We start from the raw sequence: 16749 nt of genomic DNA on the forward strand, positions 1-16749 counted from the left end.
TTGGGTCACCGGCTTCGCGTCGCCGGCGCGCCGGCGAGGCCGGCGCTCCCGATCAGCCGCCGGTCGACGGCTGGGCTTCGGGGCCGGAGCCCTCGGCGGGCTCCTCGCCGCCCGCCGCGGCGTCCCTCGCGGGGGGGACGGCACCGGCCGGGACCGGGATCCGCAGCTGCCCGCCGCCCTGCTGCGCCAGCACGCCGAGCGCCTTCTGGAAGAAGGCCGCCAGGAAGGGGATCTCCCGCGGCGGCGAGGTGATCAGCCCGGCCTCCTTGATGGCGCGCGCGACGGCGAGGGCGGTGGTGGCCGCCGCGTCGCCCTTGCGCGCCCGCAGCGACACGGCGCTGCTTCGCATCCGCGTCGCCAGCTGCCCGCGCACCTCGGGCGAGAAGAAGCGGTCGGTCGCGAGGTCGATCTCCTCCCGCAGGGCCGTGTTCACCAGCCCGGGATCGCGCATCCCGGCGGCCCCGAGCCGCTGGCCGACCTTCTGCAGGAGCTCGTCGAGCGCCGGCCGCGAGGGCAGCCAGTGCCGGAACTCGGGCTCCTCGTGCAGCGCGGCGGAGCCAGCGATCTGCGCCGTCGCCAGCTCGTCCGTCAGGCTCTCTTCGAGGTCCGCCACCGGGTGCCTCGGCTCGGCGTCCGGCGCGGGCTCGATGAGATCGCGACACCCCTCGAGCCCGAGCGGCACGACCTGCCCCGACACCGCGTTCTGCCGCTTCGCGGCCGCGATCCGGTGGCGCGCCCACTCCAGGGAGACCGGCACGGGCGCCGTGCCCAGGTTCTCGTACGCGCGCGCGCGTCCCTCCTTGATCTGCGAGCCGCTGAGCCACCCCGCGCCGGCGTGCAGCACGCCGACCGAGTCGCGCACGATCACCTCGGCGATCCGGTAGCGGCCGCTGGTGTCGCGGCTCGTGATCGCGATGGCCTCGGTCCCGCTCGAGTCAGGCGGGATGAGCGTCGCCTCGACCACCTCGGCGCGCTCCTCCGCGAGCCGCACCACGCGCGGGCGCGTCGGGATCGTCACCCCGCGCGACTTGATCACGTTGAGCGCGCGCCGCGCCGCCTTCCGCGCCGCGCCGGAGGCGTCCTCCGACTCGGCGGCCGCCGCGATCGCCTCCGCGTTGGAGGCGCCGAGCCAGGCGTCGACGAGCGCCGGCGCGGCGTCGCCCGCCGACTTCAGCGCCTCGAGCGCCCGATCCCAGCCCGCCGCGAGCACCTCGGCGTCGAAGTCGACCTTCGCCGCCCCGGCGCTCGGGCTGCCTTCCGGGCGGGCGCCGCTCTCGGCCTTGCTCTTCGCGGTGGCCGCGGCCTGCTGCGCCTTCGCGGTGCGCGCGCCGAGCGCCTCGCGCGCCGTGAGCGCCGGCTTGTCCGCGGTCGCGACCGGCTTCGCCTTGGCCGCCGGCAGCGCGAAGAGGAGGTGCGCCGGCTTGGCCGGGCCCTGCGGCTGCCGGGCGCTCTTGCCCGTCACGACCGTCGCGGTCGCGCCCTGGCCGACCACGGTCACCATCCGGTCGCTCTGCTGCTGCTTCGCCGCGGCGGGCGCTCGTCCTTCGGCGCCCCCGGGGCCCTGCGGCCGCCCGCCTTCTGCTGCCGGCCGCGCCAAGAAGCCACGGTCGGGCCTGGGCCCGCGCTCGGGGCGCGGCCCGCGGTCGGGCCTGGGTCCACGGTCGGGCCTGGGCCCACGATCGGGCCTGGGCCCGCGGTCGGACCAGGGGCGGTCGGGGCGCGGCCCGCGGTCGGGCCTCGCGCCCTGCTCTGCGCCTGCTACCTGCGCCGCTCCAGGGCCCTGCTCGGGCCTGGGTCCACGGTCGGGCCTGGGCCCGCGGTCGGGGCGCGGCCCGCGGTCGGGCCTCGGTCCACGGTCAGGGCGCGGGCCGCGATCGGGCCTGGGCCCGCGGTCGGGCCTCGGCCCGCCGGAGGCCACAACGGGCCGCTCGGGCCTGGGCGCGCGGTAGTCGCGCACCACCCGCGGCGCGGCGGCCGGCGGCGGCGCGGCGTCCTCGGTCGTCGGCGGCGGCGGCGCGTCTGCGAGCGCCGGCCGCTTGCGGGGCGCGATGACGTCCAGCAGCGAGCCCTGCGGTTCCTTTGCGGCGGCCTTCGACGAGGGACGCGGCGCCTCGCCTGCGGGCTGCGCCGACGCGCCCTCGGAGGGCTCGTCGGTCCGCTTCACGCCGCTCGCGCCGCTCGCGCCGACGGACGTGCTCGCCGAGCGGACGACCCTCCGCGCGCGCGGCTTGTCTCCGCTCTCTGCATCGGGGGCGCCTTCGCGCGCAGATTCGGGAACTGCGCTGGCGGTCCGCTCCGTGCTCTCGCTCTCGTTCTTTGTGCTCATGTCGAGGCTCCCGGGGACATAGTGGAGATGGGGACCGCGGCCGCGGCTCCCCGATTATCGCGAAAGATGGGCAACAGCTTCGATCTCGACGGCGGCGCCCTTGGGCAGCGCCGCCACCTGCACCGTCGCCCGTGCGGGCAGCACGCCGCCGACGGCTGCTCCGTACACCTGGTTGACGATGGTGAAATCCGCGAGGTCCGTCAGGTAGATCGTGGTCTTCACCACGTCGCTCCAGCTCGCGCCGGCCGCGGACAGCACCTCGGTCAGGTTCTTGATCACCCGGGCCGTCTGCTCCTCGATCCCCCCGGCGACGAGCTCGCCCGTCGCGGGATCGATCGGGATCTGGCCGCTGCAGAACACGAGGTCTCCGGCCTTGACGGCCTGCGAGTAGGGGCCGATGGCGCGCGGGGCCTGATCGGATGTGATGGCGATTCTGGACATGTCGACCTCTGAAGTTCGTGAGCGCTTCGGCGTGAAGAACGCCCGCCCGCTCCGCCCCTCGCTTTCGTGGGCTGGGGCCGATTCTCGCGTTTCCTGCTAGCCGAAGCTCTTCCGGCCTTCGATGGCTCGCCCCAGCGTCACCTGGTCGGCGAACTCCAGATCTCCCCCGTGCGGCACGCCGCTGGCGATCCGCGTGACCTGGATCCCCATCGCGCCGAGCTCCCGCGCGAGCAGCAGCGCGGTCGCCTCTCCGTCGACGGAAGGCGGGGTGGCGACCAGCACCTCCCTCACCGGCTGCTCGGGATCGCGCACGCGCGCCCGGAGCGCCTCGAGCGGCAGCTCCTCGGCGCCGACCCCCTCGAGCGGCGAGAGGAGCCGGCCGAGCACGAAGTACCGCCCGCGCATCGCCCCGCTCCGCTCGATCGCCAGGAGGTCCTGGACGCGCGCGACCACGCACAGGAGCGCGCCGTCGCGCCGCGTATCCAGGCAAATGGCGCAGAGCGCCCGGCCGCCGTCGTCGAGCTCGGCGATGTGGCCGCACCGGATGCACGGCCTGATGTGATCGCAGAGCTCGACGAGCTCGCCCCCCAGGTCGCGCGCGGTGTCCTCGCCGGCGGTCACGAGGAAGAGGGCGAAGCGCTGCGCCGTCTTCTCGCCGACGCCCGGCAGGCGCGCGAGCAGCTGGGCGACCCGCGACAGCCGACCGGGCAGGCCGCCGGGCGCGCTCCGGAAGCCGGCCGCGGGCGCGCCCCGGTCGCCGTTCGGGACCTTCGAGGAGCCGGGGAGCGACGCCGGGGAACGCAACGCCGTCAAGTGTGCATGCCGGGGAGCTTGACGCCGCCGGTCACCTTGGTGATCTCGGTCTCGACGAGCTTGTCGGCCGCGTCGAGCGCCGAGTTCGATGCGGCCACGATGGCGTCGAGCGCCATCTCCAGGCCCTCGCTCGCGAGGAAGGCGGGATCGACCTCGATCCGGCGCACCTTGCCCTCGCAGGAGACCACGACGGTGACCTTGTCGCCGGCGGCGGTCGCGCTCACCTCGCGGTCCTTCAGCTCGCCCTTCACCTGGTCGATCTTGCGCTGCACGCGCGCCGCCTGGCGAACCAGCTCGTTCATTCCGCCGCGAAATTGCATATTCAGATCGGCGTCTATGCCGTGAACCGCGCCGCGCCGCAACCGTGAAGGGGAGGGGGACGGGGACGAGGAGGGGCGCGGGACGCGCGGCCCGCCGACGCAGCGCGCGGCCGTTCGACGCAGCGCGCGGCACCACGGGCGTCGCCCTCCGGGGCCGCCCGCCGCGGGCGGGCTCCTCCGTCTCTTCAGGGGGCTCGTTGGCGCGCTCTCCAGGGCTTCTTGGCGCGTGCGGTGGCGCGGTTCCGGCCGATTCCGGCCGGTTCCGGCCCCGGTGCGGGCAGGGTGCATTTTGTGCGGCAATTCTGGCAAACTCTCCGGAATGCAGGGCGACTTCCGTACCGGCCACAGCCGCGGCGACGCGCCCGCGAGAAGGTGCTAGTCGAGCAGCGTATGAGCTACGTCGTCCTCGCGCGGAAATGGCGCCCGCAGTCCTTCGAGGATCTCGTCGGACAGGAGCACGTCTCCACGACGCTCGCCAACGCCATCGCGCGGGATCGCGTCGCCCACGCGTTCCTCTTCACGGGCGTCCGCGGGGTCGGCAAGACGACGAGCGCCCGCATCCTCGCGAAGGCGCTGAACTGCGTCCACGGGCCGACGGCGACGCCCTGCCAGACGTGCGCGCCGTGCGCCGAGATCACGGTCGGCGCGGACGTCGACGTCCAGGAGATCGACGGCGCGAGCTACAACGGCGTCGACGAGGTGCGCAAGCTCCAGGAGAGCCTGCCGTACCGGCCGGCGCGCGACCGGTTCAAGATCTTCATCGTGGACGAGGTCCACATGCTCTCGAACGCGGCGTGGAACGCGTTCTTGAAGACGCTCGAGGAGCCGCCGCCGCACGTGAAGTTCATCTTCGCGACGACGGAGGTGCACAAGGTCCCGGTCACCATCCTGAGCCGGTGCCAGCGCTACGACTTCAAGCTCATCGGGGCGCAGGCGATCGCGGCGCGGCTCCGCTGGGTGCTCGATCAGGAGAAGATCCCCGCCGACGACCCGGCGCTCAGCGCGCTCGCGCGGGAGGCGGCGGGGAGCATGCGCGACGCGATGAGCCTGCTCGACCAGGTGATCGCGTGGGTGGGGACGAGCGGCGATCGCATCACGGCCGAGGGGGTGGCGAAGGTGCTCGGCGTCGCCGACCGCGTCGTGCTGCACCGGCTCGCGGGTGCGCTCGTGGACGGCGACCCTGCGGCGTGCGTGCGCATCGTCGGCGAGCTCGCGCAGGAGGGGTACGATCTGCCCCACGTGGCCCGCGATTTCCTCGCGCACCTGCGCGATCTCGTGGTGGCCAAGGTCTGCGAGGATCCGGCGCCGCTCCTGGATCTCGCGGACGAGGAGGTCGCCGACACGCGCGCGCTCGCGGCGCGGGCGGACGCGGACGATCTCACGCGGCTGCACCAGGGCTTCTCGCGCGCGTTCGACGACATCGCCCGGAGCGGCCAGCCGCGCGCCTCGTTCGAGATGGCGCTCGTCCGGCTCGCCCGGAGGCCGCCGCTCCTGCCGATCGACGAGCTGCTGCGCCGCCTTGGCGATCTCGAGCGGCGCCTGAATGGCGGAGGCGGCGGCGGGGGTGGCGGTGGCGGCGCGCCGGAGCGCGGGCCGCAGCGGCCCGGCGCGCCGTCCGGCGGAGCGGCGGCGCCCCGGCGCGGGGCGGCATCGGCCGAGGCTGCGCCCGAGGACGCGCGCGCCTCCGGCGCGGCGGCAGCCGGCGCGGCGAGAGCGAACGACGCGGCGGCGTTCAATGGCGCGCCGGCGGCGAACGGCGTGGCGAGAGCGAACGGCGCGGCCGCCACCGGCGCACCGGCGAGCGGCGTCGCCTTCGCGAGCGGCGCAGCGGGCGCGGGCGGGGCTGGGAGACCGACTGGCGCGGCGGCGAACGGCGTGGCGGTGACTGGCGCGGCGGCGAACGGCGTGGCGGTGACTGGCGCGGCGGCGAACGGCGTGGCGCGAGCGAACGGTGCGGCGGCCGTCTATGGCGCGCCGGGCGGGAGTGGGGTGGCGAGAGCGCACGGCGGCATGGCGGCGAACGGCGGTGTCGCGGCGAGCGGCACGTCGGCTGCCAACGTTGTCCCCTTCGTGAACGGCGCGCCGGGCGTGCACGGCGCCGCGACCAGCTTCGCGAGCGGCGGCGCCGCGCCGGCCTTCGCGAAGGCGCCGCCGTACGCGAGCGGCGCGGTCGCGCCCGCGTACCGCGCCGACAGCGCTCCGCCACCGTCGCCGCGCGGCGCGCTCTACTCCGTTCCGCAGAGCGCGCCGCCGTTCGCGGCGCCGAGGTCGAGCGCGCCGCCCTCGGCGCAGGGCCCGGCGCCAGCGTCGAGCGCGCCGCCCTCGGCGCCGAGCCCGGCGCCAGCGTCGAGCGCGCCGCCGCCGCCATCGATGAGCGCCGAGGACCTCGCCACCTGGCGCGCGGTGATCGCCGCGGTCAGGGTGCAACGGCCAGCGCTCGCCTCCGTCCTCGAGCACGCGGCGGTGCTGGAGCTCACGCCGACCCGCGTCGCGCTCGGCTACGAGGCGAACTCGTTCCTGTCCGGCCAGGCCACCGAGCCGGCGTCCCGCGACCTGCTCGCCCGCGTCCTCGGCTCCCACTTCGGCGCCCCCGCCGAGCTGGTCTTCGAGACGATCACCCGCGGCAGCGCCGGCCCGTCGCTCGCCCAGGTCGAAACCGCAGAGCGCAAGGCCCGCATCGAGGCCGCCAAGCGCGCCGTGGCCGACCACCCGCTCGTCACGGCCGCGATCGAGCTGCTCGGCGCGGAGCTCAAGGACGTGCGGCTCGCTCAGGACGTCGCGGAGGGGTGAGGGCCCCGCGCCGCCGCGCCATGCGCCCTGGCGCGCCGGGCATGGCCGTGGGCTGACGGCGGGGCGGCCTCAGCCTCCGTTTCGCAGCCAGCTGCGGAACGCCTTGACCGCCTCGTGTTGATCCGGCCAGCGCACGAAGCGCGCGAGCGCGACGAGATCCAGATCCGGAATGAGCTCGCTGGCCGCGATGGGCTCGTACTGCTCGCCTCGCAACGCATGGATGTGGAACGCGTCGCGCTCCCAGAACCAGACTTCGCGGACGCCAAGCCCGCTGTACACAGGCAGCTTGTCGAGCCCGCCGCTCGTCAACACCACCTCGATCGCGAACTCTGGGAATTCCTTCAGCGTGCCGCCAACGCAATAGCACTCGTCGGGCTCGAGGCCGCGTGACCTGGCCTCGCGCCGGAACGTGGTCGAGCCATAGCCGTAGAGAGGCACGTCCCGCTCCAGCGCGAAGAGCTCGATGAGGCGGGCGATGGTCGTCTTCGCCACTTCGTGTTCGGTCGACGGGCTCATCAGCTCCAGCGTTCCCTCGCAGAAGGTCATCCGCAGGCCAGGGGTGTCGAGCTCGTCCCGAAGCCTCACGTAGGTCTGCCAGGGGACGCCGTGGATCACGAACCGCTGCTCCCCCGCAGGAACGGTCGAGGACGGAAGCGGCATGTGCGCGGCGGCTACCATGGGCTCGCGCCCAGGATAGCACGCTCGATGAGCCGCGCGCGGCTCGCCAGGAGCTCCGCTCGCTCCTCCACCGCGCCGGGGCCGACGTCGATCACCTCGAAGCCCGCATCGCGGTAGAGCGCGCCGAGCCGCTGGTTGATCCGCTCCGCCTCGGCCGCGCGCGCCTCTCTGCTCTTGCCCCAGCGCGGCTCCTGGAGCTCCGGCATCACGGCGAACAGGAACACCAGCGCATAGCGCTCGAACGCGGGCTCGCCTTCCGGCCAGGGGTACTCCGCCTCTCCGCTCGTGCGCAGGTAGTACTCGACCGGATCGAGGTACCCGCGCTCCAGCCAGTCTCCATCCTGCGCGTCCGCCTCGATCTTCTTCTGGGCCTCCAGCACGAGCGCGGCGAACTCCCGCTTTCGGCACATCGGACAGAGGTGCTCCGGCGCCTCGATCGGGCGAAACGGCGCGTCCGGCGCGTGGCCGTGGGTGCGCGCGCCGAGCTCGTCGAGCACGCGCCGGTGCGCCTCGCCGTGCACGCGGTAGCCCCGCGTGGACGCGAGGTGACGGAGCGTCGTGGTCTTGCCGCACGAATAGGCCCCTGTCGCCACGAAGAGAGGTTTGCTCATCACCAGCCCACCTAGCGCCGCGCCCACCACACCGAGCCTGCGCCGCGCTCGATCGCCCGCCCGGCGCGGGACATGAAGTGAGCGACGGCCCCCAGGACGCCCGGGTGATCCTCGTTGTGGTCATGGCCGGCCAGGACGGCGCCCGGCTTGAGCCTGGGCCACCAGGCCTCGAGATCGGCGAGCACGGCCGCGCGGTCGTGCGAGCCGTCGAGGAACACGAGATCCAGGCTGGCGTCGGCGAAGCGCGCCGCCGCGTCCGTGGACGCCATCCGGAGCACGTCTGGCTGGATCCCGAGCGCCGCCATGTTCGCCCTGAACGCGCCGGGCACGTCCTCCGAGGCGAGCATGGCGCGATACCTGTCGGCGTACTTGTCGCTCGATCCTCCCCAGGTGTCGACGCAATGGAGCGCGACCCCGTTCCTCGCGGCGAGCCGCCCGACGTACGCCGTGGAGAGCCCTTTCCACGAGCCCACCTCGACCATCGCGCCGCCCCGGATGGGGCGCACCAGCGCCCGGTAGGCGAGGCCTTCCTCCTCGGAGAACCAGCCCTGGATGGGCGCGACCCGGGTCACCGGGAACAGGGCGAGCAGCGCTGCTCGCTTCTGCGCCGGATCGCGGTACTCGTACTGCCTGTCGCACAGCTTGACGAAGCAGCGGGCGTCGTGGGCGATGAACAGAGGCCGCTCGATCACGGCGAATTTCTTGAGCGACGTGGACCGCTCGGGCTCCCGCTCCCCACTCCGGATCTCGCCTTCGGTCGTCGCGAAGATCACGTCCTCGTGCCGGATCGGCCGCCCTTGATCCGGGCCGTCGGTCCAGGCCCTCTCTCCGGGGTATCCTGCGCGGTCGGTGCCGTGATCGAGGAGGCGAGCCAGCTTGTCCGCCTCGCTCGCGCGGAACAGGAGAGGGGGAGGAGTGCCGCGCTCTTCGAGCTCGTCCAGGACCTCCTCGAGGAAGAGCAGATTCCGGCCGATGTAAGGAAGGGGGATGACGAGCGGTGTCATGACGTGGCCAGCGAGGCGCGCATCGAAGGAGGAGGGCCGAGGACGCCGTCCCAGGGTTGCCAGGTCGAGGCGAGCCTCGCATTGGGGTGGAAGATGAGCTCGTGGACGATGCCCGGGCCAGAGCGCTTCGTCTCCTCGAGCTGGGCGAGGTCGGCTTCCTCGAAGACGACATCCATGTCCTCGAAGCGGAACACCTCGACATAGTAGTAATAACCCACGATCTGCCGCTCGAACGAGAACCGCGCGTCGGCGCTCAGAGCGTCGAGGAGCGGCTCGAGGCGGACGCGCGCGCGATCGCTGTATTTGACGACGTGGTTCTCGACCACCGCGGTCGGGTCGGTCTTCATCAGCTGCCGGAAGATCACGTTGTCCACGCCGAGCGACCGGGCGAAGCGCAGGTAACCGACGATGGGCTCGACCGCGTCGATCTGCCCGTCGAGGAGCACGCAGGAGAGGCGCACCCGGGTGCCGCCCGCCGTCGCCGCCGCCACGACGCTGCGCAGCTCGTCGGCGCGGAGGCCGTCCTTCATCACCATCAGCCGTGCGTTCCTGTCGTGATCGGGGTGGGCGCGGCTGATGTTGAGGTGCTGGACGCCGGTCTCGACGATCCAGTCGATCACCCGCTTTCCTTCGCGCTGCTGGAGCAGCCCCGAGCCGTTCGTGGTGAGCGTCCGCTTGCGGCCCCGGTGGGCCTGCCCGAGCGCGAGGATGCGGGGCAATCGCGGATCGTGGCTCGGCTCCCCGCCGGTCACCGAGATCGTCGGATCGAGCGGCCGGAGCGCTTCCAGGGACGCCGCCATGGCATCGAAATAGCGCCCGTCGTCGTCCTCGACGGTCTTCTGCACCGACAGGCTGCGCCCGCGCGACGCGGGCCTGAGCTCCTCGACGCAGAAGTGGCATTTCGCGTTGCAGGGCTGACGGCTGTAGATGGAGAAGTTCGCGTTGCGATAGACCTCGATTGGCCGGCCCCACAGGTCGAAGCGCACCGTGTCGCCGGCCGTGCTGTTGCCCTCGAGATCGAAGGCGCGGCTCTTCAGGCGGCGCCATTCGTCGCGGAAGGGACGTGCGCTCACGGCAGCCTCCTCATCGCGTCGGAGCGCGCCACGAGGTCGGGGCCAAAGGCGCTGCCGTCCGGGTTGAGCATCGTGAAATGGGTCCCGACGAGGAAAGGCTCGTCCCAGTCGTCGCGCTTCTGCGCGAAGCCATAGCGCTGGAGGTGGAACACGTTGGCGAGCTCGATGAGCCCCGCGTCGCGCACCGCCTCGACGACCCACGCGTCGCCGTCGGCCTCGGTCTTGCGCAGCCGGACGTTCAGGACGAGCTGGCGATCGCCGCCGAGCGCGGAGAGCCGCTCGCGCAGGGCGCACGCGAGGGCGAGCAGGCCGCTATCGTGCTCGAGGAGGTGGTGGTTCACCGAGAGCTTGATCGTGGCGGGCTCGCCGAGCCTCTGGAGCCACGCGTCGAGGCCAGCTGGATCGCGCGGGATCTCGACGCCGTTGGTCACGACGACGACGCGCGCGCAGCGGGGCTCGGCGCGGGCGAGGCGGACCATCTCGTCGAAGTGCGGGTGGATCGTGGGCTCGCCGCCCTCGAGCTGCACCTCGAAGGGGCCCTCGGCCGGGAAGCTCGCGAGGTAGCGGTCGAGGGCGAGGAAGGTCTGCCCCCGGGGCGACGAGCAGGTGCAGCACCACGGGCAGGAGCGGTTGCAGTGGTTCGAGGTGGCCACGTAGAGCCGGTGCGGCCGCTCCGCCGTGGGGCGGTCGAGCGGCAGCGCGCCGGTGAGCGTGGCGTTCTGGGGGCGCGTCGCGGTCGGCATGGAGCCTCCTGCGAGGAGGATACGGCGGCGGGGGGAGGGGATGAAGGAGATCCGCGGAAGCGGATCACGGCGACGGGGCCATCGCGCCGAGGCCGAAGTGGGAGGCGTAACCGAGGGCGATGGGGCCGCGGACGGGCTCGGCGAAGGTGAGGCGCAGGCCGAGGCTCGCGGCGATGCGAGGGCGCTGATCGGGGTGGAGAAGCCGCGCGTTGCGGAAAGGGCACTCCGAACATGCCTGAAATACATCGTTTCGCATGCCTAGATGAATCGGGTGTCGACGTCTCCATAGTAACTGCCTTGGAAATAGCGAGCTAAGTGCTTGAATTTCCATGCCTGGTGGTGCGCCGCAGTCGTGCTAGGCACCGCCGCCGGGCCGACGAAAGAGATCGGACAGGCGATTCGGAACACCCTGTGTCCCCTCGGCCAGGAGTACAACCATCGCTGCTCGGTCCAGGTCAGCTCGGACAGGTCAGCGCGGCTGCAGGTCACCTCGCCCAGAGGACCGAGAGATCGAGCTCGATGGCGTGGAAGGTCTCGGCGCGGACGCGGGCGGCGTCGCGGTGGACGACGGCGGGCCCCCAGCCGCGATCCGCGCCGAGCACGTAGACCTCCAGCGTCCGGGCGATCGGGTCGACCAGCCACGCGTGCCGCACGCCCTCGCGTGCGTAGATCGGCATCTTGTCGTCGCGGTCGACGCCCTCCGTCGAAGGGGAAAGCACCTCGCAGATCCAGTCCGGGGCGAGCGCGAAGTACGCCGTGTCGGGCATCTCGGGCATGCGTTCGCGGCGCCAGCCGGCGAGATCGGGCACGAGCGCGTCGAGCTCGCCCGGCGCGCCTGGGTCGGGGAAGCGCAGCTCGGGCTCGTCGATGATGTGCCAGCCGCCGGGCCCTCCGTCGCCCAGGTCGAACGGTCCGCCCAGCTTGATGCCTAGCCTGGACGACGCCCGTGCATGTCGCGGTGCCGGCCGGGGGAACACGTGCAGGGTGCCGCTGACGAGCTCTGCCACCTGGTGCGACGGAACGGCTTCGAGGTCGTGTACGTGGCGCGGCGCTGTTTCTCGGCGGCTTGGCCCATAGGGGCCAAGTCTGCCCGGGGGCGCACAGCGGAGCAAGGCGGTAAGGCGCACGCAGGGTCGGGTCGGCGCGCCGGCCGGCTCGCTCATTGCGCCACGAGGTCTGCTGTCCAGCGCGGCGCGACCTCGTAGGTCGCCTCGTATTGCGCGGCGAGGCCGGTCACCGTGATGTCCTGATCGACCTTAAGCGACGCGGTGTCGATGACAGGTTGGCTGTCCACGATATGGACGAAGACCTGGATCTCGCCCGAGCCGTCGTCGATGTATACCTTGAAGCCGTAGGGCTGGTCGTCCTCGACGGCCTTGGTCACGCGGCCGCCCACGCTCACGAGCAGGCCCTCGACGGGCTCTCCGACCTCTCCGGTCGTCACGTCCCTCGGACCGACGGCGCCGGCCTCGCCGAGCTCGGTGACCGAGGCTGCCTTGGCGTTGAGCACTGTCTGCTGGGCCGTCTGCCCGAGCGTCCCCGTGACACGCACCCGGGTGTCGAGGTCGAGATCGAGCGCGTCGGGCAGGCTCACGTAGATGCCTCCGGTGTCGTCCTGCAGGGCGAAGCCCTGCTCGCCGGTCGCCGAATTGAATGTGCCGGGCGCGACGGTCACGACACCGTCGACCGTCGCCGTGGAGCCCTCGGCCAGGCCGCGGGCTTCGGAGATGGCGACCACGACCTCCTCGTCCGGAGCAGGCGACTCTTCGCCAGAGCTGCAGGCCGTCGTCGCGAGGAGGCAGGTGGTGATGGCGATCGAGACGATGCTGCGAGTCGAAACGGTCTTGCGCATTCCCCGTCCCTAGCCGTGCTGTCCCCCAGGGACAAGACATGGCCTCGGAGCGCTGGATGTCGCCCCTTGGCACCCGCCGCCGTCGATTCCGTGACGATCACGAGAATCCCCCGCAATTCTAAGCATGAGCCATCTCTCTCCCCTCCCGCCTCCTCCCGCCGACCTCGTCCAGCACAGCACCTGGACGTCGATGCACGCGACCGCTGTTCACGTGCTCCCGGGGATGCTCCGCTACCTCGGCGTGGCTGAGGACGACATCGACGACCTCTCCCAGGAGGTCCTCCTGGGCGCCTACACCAGCCTCCCCCGGTACAACCCCGCCTATCCCGCCGCAGCACCCGGCTCTGCCTCGCTGCCGCCGGCCGCCTCGCCGCTTCTCCAGCACTTCGTGTCCGCCGTGCCGGCTGCCGCCGAGGACACCGCCCAGGAGCAGCAGGAGCAGGACGACCCCGCGGCGCTCCCTCTGCCGGCGTCGGGCAATCCCTCTCGGCCATCGCGCCCGCACGGCCTCGGCCCTCGCTGGCGAGCCGAGTCCAGCTGGCTCTTCGGGATCGCCTGGCGAAAGGTCCGGCGCCATCTGGAGCGCACCTACCGGCGCCTCGAGGTGCCGGTGGGCCTTGCGGATGAGGCGTTCTTCGAGGGCGCCGACGTCGCGCCGAGCAGCGAGCAGCGCATCGCCACGAACCAGCGGATCGCGATCGCGACCCGCCTGCTGGCGACGATCGCACCCGAACGGCGCGCCATCCTGATCATGGCCGACATGGTCGAGATCCCGCTGCGCGAGATCGCGCGCTCCCTCGAGCTCAACGAGAACACCGCTTCAAGTCGGCTGCGCCTCGCGCGCGAAGACTTCCGCTCCGCCGTGAAGCGCCTGCGCCCCGAGGAGCAGCGCGCGCTCCGGTCCGGCCTGCTCATGGTCCCGCTCTTCTCCCTCGCCTCCTCGCGCTCCGCCGCGTCGCCGGCCGTCCACTCCGGCGCCTCCGCCATCGTCGAGACGAACGCGCCCGCGTCCCGTCCCGAGCTGCCGAGCGATCTCGAACCCCAGGACGTCGCAGGCCGACCCCGGCGCGCCGCTCGCGTCGCGCGCTCGCTCGCCCGGTTCATCCGCCCGGCGCTGGCGTGGGCGACGGCAGGCGTCGGCGGCGCCGCGCTGTTCGCCGCGCTCGCGCCAGCGCCGGCCCTCTGGGCCCACCGCCTGGGCCCGATCGCGACACCGCTCCTCCTCTCGCGTGCCGTCCACCCCGATGCGCGACCCGAGACGGGTCCCGGCGGAAGGCCCCGCTCCGATGCGCCGCGATCCGACGCGATCTCGGACAAGGAAGCTCCACCCTCTCGAGCGCCCACGCCCACGCCGGCGGGCGTCTTCCGCCAGCGCAAACCCGCCGTACCGGAGCAGCACGCTCCCTCCGACCAGGATAGAGAGCCGCTTGCCGACGAGCTGCAGCTGCTCGACGCTGCCAGGCAGGCGCTGCTGCGGGGCGACAGGGCGACCGCGTTGGAGCGCATCGCCGCCCACGAGCGACGGTTCCCCGAGGGGCAGCTCAAGCTGATGCGCGAGCGGCTGCGATCGAAGGCGGCGGCGGCGCAGGCGACGCCGGCCGGCAGCGCGGCGGGGCAGAAGCTTCCGTGACCGCGCGGACGAGGCACGTGCGCCGGACATCGCACGGCGAGAGCGCGAACATGAAGAGGGCGGTCCACGCAGCCCTCGCCTCGATCACTGCGGCCACGAGCTCCGTCGTTGGCGTCCCACCGGTCCGGGCCGAGCCCATGGCCACGCCGCTTCCGGTGCGGATCGAGTTCATCCGCGGGCCAGGCGCCGAGGATTGCCCGGACGAGCAGTTCCTGCGCGCAGAGACGGCCCGGGCGATGGGAGGTGTCGACCCCTATGATGCGGAGGCTCCGTTCACGATGACGGCGTCCATCGAGCGCCGGCGCGGCAAGCTCGCCGCATCGCTGTTCCTCCGCGACGGCGACGGTCACGGACGCTGGGCCGACGGGTTCAGCGCGCGCGACGACTGCAAGGTGCTCGTCACCGCCATGGCCCTGTCGATCGCCTTGCTGCTCGACGACGCCTCCGAGCTCCCCGCACCACCGGTTGCACCGGCGAAACCCGCTTCGCCGCCCGCGCCGCCCGAGGAGCCCTGCTCGCCGGAACGGCCCTGCCCGCCGAAGCCGGCCCCTGCGCCGTCATCACCCCCGCGCACGGCGTCGCCCGTGCGCGCGCCGCCCCGGAGCAGCGCGCCGCCGGTTGCGGGGGAGCGCTTCCGCTGGGTGGCCGGCCTGGGCGCGGTGACGGGCCTCGGGATGACGCCCGGTCTCGCCGCTGGGCCGGCGCTGTCCGTCGGGGCACGCTGGCCAGCGTGGTCGGTCGCGCTGGAGGTCCGTGCGCTCGCTTCGCTGCCGAAGACAATCGATAAGGTTCCCATGGCGGTGTCTCTTCTGACGACGAACATTGCGCTATGCCATCATCGGCAGATTCTTTTCGCCTGCGGCCTCTCGGAGTTTGGGAGGCTTCGTGCTTCCCCCGACGTCCCCTTGGGTGGAGCGTCGCGGCTGAATCTTCGCGCTGGACTTGGTGCACGAATCGGCATCGACTGGCCCTTCTCTGAGAGCTTCTCGACGAGCGGATACACCGACGTCGTACATACCCTGATCGACACGGCGATCGATCGTCATCCAGGTGCTCCTGGATCTGAGCGCGCCCTGTGGAGCGCACCGAACGTCTCTGTGGCGTTCGGGCTAGGTGTACATGCGAGCTTTTGAGCGATCCGGTAACAAAACGAACGGAAACGGCAACGGCGCCGTAAATACGTGAATAGCCAAGTGGTGATGAGAAAGATGCTCGGATCCGTGAATGCGCTGGGGCTGATGGTGCAGCATCGTGAATGCGCCTCTTGCGCCGTAGACCCGCGGTCAGGTAGGTTCACAGCGATGCGCAAGTTTTACTTGGCTCTCTCAGGCCTGCTGTTGTGCATTGGTTGTGAACAAGAGCCGATTGTGATCACGGGTCCCTGTCTGCCCGAAGAGATCGAGCACAATCTGTCCGGTTGCGGCGTATTGCGCGACGCCGGAGCGGACGGCGGCCAGGGCGGCGCCGGTGGCCAAGGCGTGGCCGGCGGTGAGGCCAGCGCCGGCGGTCAGGGCGGCGCCGGCGGTCAGGGCGGCGCCGGCGGCGACATGCACAGCTCGCTGTGCTCCGGCCAGTGCACCCCGCCTGCGCCGCTCGGCTGGTTCGGCCCGGCGCTGCTCTGGTTCGGCCCACCCGAAGCTGTCCCCGACTGCCCCGCCGACGCGCCCACGCTCGGCTACGAAGGCTTCGCCGATCTCCAGCAGCCGCCGATGGACTGCGCGATCTGCGCGTGCGATCCGCCCGAGGCCTCGTGCGCGCTCCCCACCGGCTGGGCGGCATCCTCATCCGCGTGCCCCGGCGACGAGCCGGGCGCCGTGATGACCTCCTTCGCCGCGTCCGACGGCTGGGACGGCGCGTGCACCGCGGCGAACCCGATCCCCGAAGATCAGCTCTGCGACGGCGAGCCCTGCGTGCAGTCGCTCACGATCGCGGCGCCCTCGGTCACGACCGGCGCGTGCACGCCGCGCCTCGACGCCCCGCCGCCTGTCCCCAGGCTGGATCCGTGGGCGACGCGGGCCAGGGCGTGCCTCGCCGGCGCATACACTGCGTGCGAGGACGCGACGACGTGCGTGCCAGCGGCGCCGTCGGGCTTCCTGACCTGCATCTACCACGAGGGCGACGACGCCAGCTGTCCGGAGGGGTACGCGGTCAGGCATGTCTTCTTCGAGGACGTGATCGACGGCCGCGAGTGCACCGCCTGCGGCTGCGGCGATCCGACCGGCGCCTCATGCACCCTCATGGCGTCCGTGTTCCGCGACGCCGCCTGCACGGATCTGCTCGCGTCGAACCTCGTCAGCTCAAGCGTCCCGTTCTGCGTCGTGACGCCTCCCGGCGCAGGCCTGGGGAGCAAGTCGGCCGTGATCGCGGATGTCGAGCCGGGCGCGTGCGCGCCGCACGGTGGCGACCCCGTAGGCGAGCTCCAGGCGAGCGCGCCATCCACCTTCTGCTGCACGGCCTGAAAGGCTCCT

At 72.5% G+C, this 16749-nt stretch carries 16 protein-coding genes; 4 read left to right on the forward strand and 12 right to left on the reverse strand.

All coding sequences use genetic code 11. The features are described 5' to 3' along the window. Nucleotides 1-52: 52 nt before the first annotated feature. The 4 genes from WMF12_RS01335 to WMF12_RS01350 all read right to left on the reverse strand — a co-directional run bounded on the left by WMF12_RS01335 (nt 53) and on the right by WMF12_RS01350 (nt 3900). On the reverse strand, nt 53-2326 hold the full coding sequence (locus WMF12_RS01335; RefSeq protein WP_437860270.1) for a hypothetical protein: 2274 nt from the start codon (nt 2324-2326) through the stop codon (nt 53-55). 54 nt (nt 2327-2380) lie between these two features. Further along, the gene (locus WMF12_RS01340; RefSeq protein ID WP_437860280.1) at nt 2381-2767 is read right to left on the reverse strand and encodes a RidA family protein; all 387 of its coding nucleotides are present in this window, start codon (nt 2765-2767) and stop codon (nt 2381-2383) included. Nucleotides 2768-2863: 96 nt separating this feature from the next. Continuing rightward, nucleotides 2864-3478, reverse strand: coding sequence for a recombination mediator RecR (recR, locus tag WMF12_RS01345; protein ID WP_044967626.1), 615 nt, complete (start codon nt 3476-3478; stop codon nt 2864-2866). 98 nt (nt 3479-3576) lie between these two features. Beyond that, nucleotides 3577-3900, reverse strand: a complete 324-nt coding sequence (locus WMF12_RS01350) for a YbaB/EbfC family nucleoid-associated protein (protein ID WP_437531181.1) — start codon at nt 3898-3900, stop codon at nt 3577-3579. 390 nt (nt 3901-4290) lie between these two features. On the opposite strand from WMF12_RS01350, the gene dnaX reads away from it, so the two are divergent. Then, a complete protein-coding gene (gene dnaX, locus WMF12_RS01355; protein WP_437860300.1) occupies nt 4291-6690 on the forward strand; it encodes a DNA polymerase III subunit gamma/tau in 2400 nt (799 codons plus the stop codon). A 69-nt stretch (nt 6691-6759) separates the two neighbouring features. Here dnaX and WMF12_RS01360 read toward each other — a convergent pair whose 3' ends face one another. From WMF12_RS01360 to WMF12_RS01395, 8 genes are all read right to left on the reverse strand, one after another. Further along, nucleotides 6760-7368, reverse strand: a complete 609-nt coding sequence (locus WMF12_RS01360) for a Uma2 family endonuclease (protein ID WP_437860334.1) — start codon at nt 7366-7368, stop codon at nt 6760-6762. Next, nucleotides 7362-7979, reverse strand: coding sequence for an AAA family ATPase (locus WMF12_RS01365; protein ID WP_437860350.1), 618 nt, complete (start codon nt 7977-7979; stop codon nt 7362-7364). Before WMF12_RS01365 ends, WMF12_RS01360 begins: the two co-directional genes overlap by 7 nt. Before the next feature lie 11 nt (nt 7980-7990). Further along, complete coding sequence (locus WMF12_RS01370) at nt 7991-8983, reverse strand: class I SAM-dependent methyltransferase (protein ID WP_437860368.1); 993 nt, start codon at nt 8981-8983, stop codon at nt 7991-7993. Further along, nucleotides 8980-10056, reverse strand: coding sequence for a radical SAM protein (locus WMF12_RS01375; RefSeq protein WP_437860386.1), 1077 nt, complete (start codon nt 10054-10056; stop codon nt 8980-8982). The genes WMF12_RS01370 and WMF12_RS01375 overlap by 4 nt, the downstream gene beginning before the upstream one ends. Beyond that, nucleotides 10053-10799 carry a radical SAM protein gene (locus WMF12_RS01380; RefSeq protein WP_437860406.1) on the reverse strand — a complete coding sequence of 249 codons (747 nt, stop codon included), beginning with the start codon at nt 10797-10799 and terminating at the stop codon, nt 10053-10055. Before WMF12_RS01380 ends, WMF12_RS01375 begins: the two co-directional genes overlap by 4 nt. Nucleotides 10800-10863: 64 nt before the next feature. After that, nucleotides 10864-11055 (reverse strand): hypothetical protein, encoded by a 192-nt coding sequence (locus WMF12_RS01385; protein WP_437860413.1) that lies wholly within the window; start codon nt 11053-11055, stop codon nt 10864-10866. 229 nt (nt 11056-11284) lie between these two features. Beyond that, nucleotides 11285-11806 carry a Uma2 family endonuclease gene (locus WMF12_RS01390; protein ID WP_437860421.1) on the reverse strand — a complete coding sequence of 174 codons (522 nt, stop codon included), beginning with the start codon at nt 11804-11806 and terminating at the stop codon, nt 11285-11287. Between the two features lie 152 nt (nt 11807-11958). Beyond that, on the reverse strand, nt 11959-12651 hold the full coding sequence (locus WMF12_RS01395) for a DNA-binding protein (protein ID WP_437860429.1): 693 nt from the start codon (nt 12649-12651) through the stop codon (nt 11959-11961). 124 nt (nt 12652-12775) lie between these two features. Here WMF12_RS01395 and WMF12_RS01400 point away from each other — a divergent pair, with 124 nt between their 5' ends. The 3 genes from WMF12_RS01400 (at nt 12776) to WMF12_RS01410 (ending at nt 16740) form a co-directional block, all read left to right on the forward strand. Continuing rightward, nucleotides 12776-14281 carry an RNA polymerase sigma factor gene (locus WMF12_RS01400; protein ID WP_437860437.1) on the forward strand — a complete coding sequence of 502 codons (1506 nt, stop codon included), beginning with the start codon at nt 12776-12778 and terminating at the stop codon, nt 14279-14281. 137 nt (nt 14282-14418) lie between these two features. Then, nucleotides 14419-15414 carry a hypothetical protein gene (locus WMF12_RS01405; protein WP_437860449.1) on the forward strand — a complete coding sequence of 332 codons (996 nt, stop codon included), beginning with the start codon at nt 14419-14421 and terminating at the stop codon, nt 15412-15414. Nucleotides 15415-15648: 234 nt separating this feature from the next. Then, entirely contained in the window at nt 15649-16740 is a 1092-nt protein-coding gene (locus WMF12_RS01410; protein ID WP_437860456.1) for a hypothetical protein, read from the forward strand. Nucleotides 16741-16749: the final 9 nt, after the last annotated feature.

This window comes from Sorangium sp. So ce363, from assembly GCF_051520435.1.
Lineage (GTDB): Bacteria > Myxococcota_A > Polyangia > Polyangiales > Polyangiaceae > Sorangium > Sorangium cellulosum_B.